4 protein-coding genes are annotated in these 2,770 nt (G+C 64.3%); 2 read left to right on the forward strand and 2 right to left on the reverse strand.

Features of this window, described 5'->3' with window-relative positions; translation table 11 throughout:
* A partial coding sequence (locus EN893_RS27605) for an FAD-dependent oxidoreductase (protein WP_164901155.1) occupies positions 1 to 316 on the reverse strand: 316 nt, incomplete at its 3' end.
* A gap of 15 nt (positions 317 to 331) precedes the next feature.
* Positions 332 to 1,096 (reverse strand): HpcH/HpaI aldolase/citrate lyase family protein, encoded by a 765-nt coding sequence (locus tag EN893_RS27610; RefSeq protein ID WP_127268822.1) that lies wholly within the window; start codon positions 1,094 to 1,096, stop codon positions 332 to 334.
* A gap of 109 nt (positions 1,097 to 1,205) precedes the next feature.
* Here EN893_RS27610 and EN893_RS27615 point away from each other — a divergent pair, with 109 nt between their 5' ends.
* Together EN893_RS27615 and EN893_RS27620 are read left to right on the forward strand one after the other, a co-directional pair.
* Positions 1,206 to 2,096, forward strand: a complete 891-nt coding sequence (locus EN893_RS27615) for a 2-hydroxy-3-oxopropionate reductase (RefSeq protein WP_127268821.1) — start codon at positions 1,206 to 1,208, stop codon at positions 2,094 to 2,096.
* Between the two features lie 6 nt (positions 2,097 to 2,102).
* Positions 2,103 to 2,770 (forward strand): shikimate dehydrogenase (locus EN893_RS27620; protein WP_128361937.1); only part of this gene is annotated, 668 nt, incomplete at its 3' end.

A 2,770-nucleotide genomic window follows, 5' to 3' on the forward strand; every position in this document is an offset into this window, starting at 1 on the left:
CCTTGAAGCCGAGGTCGGGCGCCGGTTCGTCCTTGTAGAAAGGTGCCATACGCTCCTGGAAGGTGCGGATGATCTCGATGCCGAACTGGCTGATCTTCACATTGATCGGATTGGAATATTGCTGCCGGATCGCGCTGGTGGACAGCGCCGTCGATGAAAACTCGTAACTGCTATCGCGCTCGACCACGAGGATCGAGGCACCGCTGCCCAGCGCCTGGCTCAGCCAGTAGGCCGTGGACGAGCCGACAACCGCTCCGCCGACGATGACGATGTCGTAGGCGTTGCGCGATGGCGCTTTGTAAGGCGGGATCGCCATGGCTCCGACTCCAAGCTACTGGTTGAACAAAGCGATCAGGGCATCCGAGCCCCGCGCAAGAAGGCCAAGGTCCGAACCGACGGCAACCATGGTGAAGCCTTCGGCAAGGTAGCGGTCGGCATCGGCCTTCGCCGGCGCCAGGATGCCGCTTGCCTTGCCTGCCGCCGTTGCGGCCTGGCGCACGGACGAGATTGCCTCCTGGACATGTGCCGCGCCGGGATTGCCCATCGCGCCCATATTGGTGGAAAGATCGCCGGGACCGACGAAGAGAACGTCGACCCCGTCGACCCCCGCGATCTCGGCGGCATTCGCCACGCCCAATTCATCCTCGATCTGCACGGCGAGAAGCTGCTGCTCGCGCGCCTTGGCGTGGTAGCCGGCGATGCGGCCGAAGCCATTGGCGCGGTGACCGACCGAGAAGCCGCGAAATCCGCCGGGCGCATAGCTCATGGCCGCGACGATGGCGCGGGCCTGATCGGCGGTTCGTACATTGGGGATCATCAGGCTGCGTGCGCCGATATCCAGCGCCTGCTTGATCAGATTGGGATCGTCGGAGGGCAGCCTGACGACAGCCTCGCTGTCGAAGCCGCCCATCACCTGAAGCTGCGCCATGATGCTGCGCAGATGGTTGGGGCTGTGCTCGCCGTCGATCAGAACCCAATCGGCTCCGGAGCCGGCGACGATCTCCGTGGTGAGCGCCGAAGCCAGCGAGCACCAGATGCCGATGTGAGCCCGGCCAGCCGCGGTGGCGGCTTTCAGCGTGTTGAGGCGTTCTTGCATCTTGCGATCGTCTCCAATCATTTGGTTGAAATTTGTATGATGTCCTATATCATATGGCTACAAAACGCTGCAAGATGCGATGTAGGGACTTTCGAATGGGAGCTGGAGAATGAGGATCGGGTTCATCGGGCTTGGCGTCATGGGAGCACCGATGGCGCGCCACCTGGCCGATGCCGGGCATGAGATCGTCACCGTTCTCAATCGCTCCCCTCTACCGCAGGGCCTGACCGCATCGGTCGTCGCGTCCGCCGCCGAAGTGGCACGGCGGTCCGAGATCGTCGTCACCATGCTGCCCGACACGCCTGACGTCGAACGCGTCCTGTTGGGCGAGGACGGCGTCCTGGAAGGACTGTCAGCCGGCAAGCTGGTCATCGACATGAGCTCGATCAGCCCCATCGCCACGGCGGCGTTCGCGGCGAAACTGCGAGAGAAGGGAGCCGGCTACCTCGACGCCCCGGTCTCGGGCGGCGAGGTCGGCGCCAAGGCGGCAAGCCTCACCATCATGGTCGGCGGCCCGGCCGCCGAGTTCGAGCGGGCGCTGCCGATCTTTGAGACACTCGGCAAGAACGTCACTTTGATCGGCGAGCAGAATGGCGCCGGGCAGACCTGCAAGATCGCCAACCAGATCATCGTCGCGCTCAACATCGAGGCCGTGGCCGAAGCGCTTGTCTTCGCCAGCAAGGCCGGGTGCGACCCGGCGAAGGTTCGCGGCGCCCTGATGGGTGGCTTCGCCGCTTCCCGCGTCCTGGAAGTGCATGGCCAGCGCATGATCGACCGGACCTTCGCCCCAGGCTTTCGCATCAAGCTCCACCAGAAGGATCTCAACCTGGCGCTTGACAGTGCCCGCGCCCTTGGCGTGGCGCTGCCGAACACCGCCATGGCGCAGCAACTGATGAATGCCTGTTCGGCCCATCCAGGTGGCGCCGAGGCCGATCACTCGTCTCTCGTCCGGGCGCTGGAGATCCTCAGCGGCCACGAACTGTCAAAAGAAAAGGAGTAAAAACCGATGCGCGGAACCGGCAAGGCCGAGATCTTCGTGATGCTGGCCCATCCCGTGGCCCACGCCAAGAGCCCCGGCATATTCAACGAGATCTTCGAGCAGAAGGGCCTCGACAGCCTCATGGTGCCCTTGAGCTGCCGCCCGGAGGATTTTGAGACCTTCTGGGCCGGCATCACGGCAGCCGAGAATATCAGGGGCGTGATCATCTCGGTGCCGTACAAGGTTGCGGTCTACCACAAATGCTCCGCCGCGCATGACCGCGCCGCGCGGGTGGAAAGCGCCAACTCGGTGCGACGGCTGCCGGATGGCAGCTGGTATGCCGACAATTTCGACGGCGTCGGCTTCATCGATGCGCTCAAGGCGAACGGGCATCAGATCGCCGGCCGCCGCATTCTTCAAGTCGGTGCCGGTGGCGCCGGTGCTTCGCTCGCCTATTGTCTCGCGGAAGCCGGCGCCGACGAAATCCGCCTTACCGACATCGATACGGCGCGCGCCGGGAAACTGGCGGCGCTGGTTGGCCGCGCGTTCCCGAAATGCCGCATCCAGGTCGGAGAGGCCGAGCCTTCCGGCATGCATATGGCGATCAACGCCACGCCTGTCGGCATGCATGCCGGCGATCCGCTGCCGCTTGACGTCAGCCGGCTGACCCCGGATATGACGGTCGTGGACATCAT

The sequence above is a fragment of the Mesorhizobium sp. M7A.F.Ca.CA.004.04.2.1 genome, assembly GCF_004022825.1.
GTDB lineage: Bacteria > Pseudomonadota > Alphaproteobacteria > Rhizobiales > Rhizobiaceae > Mesorhizobium.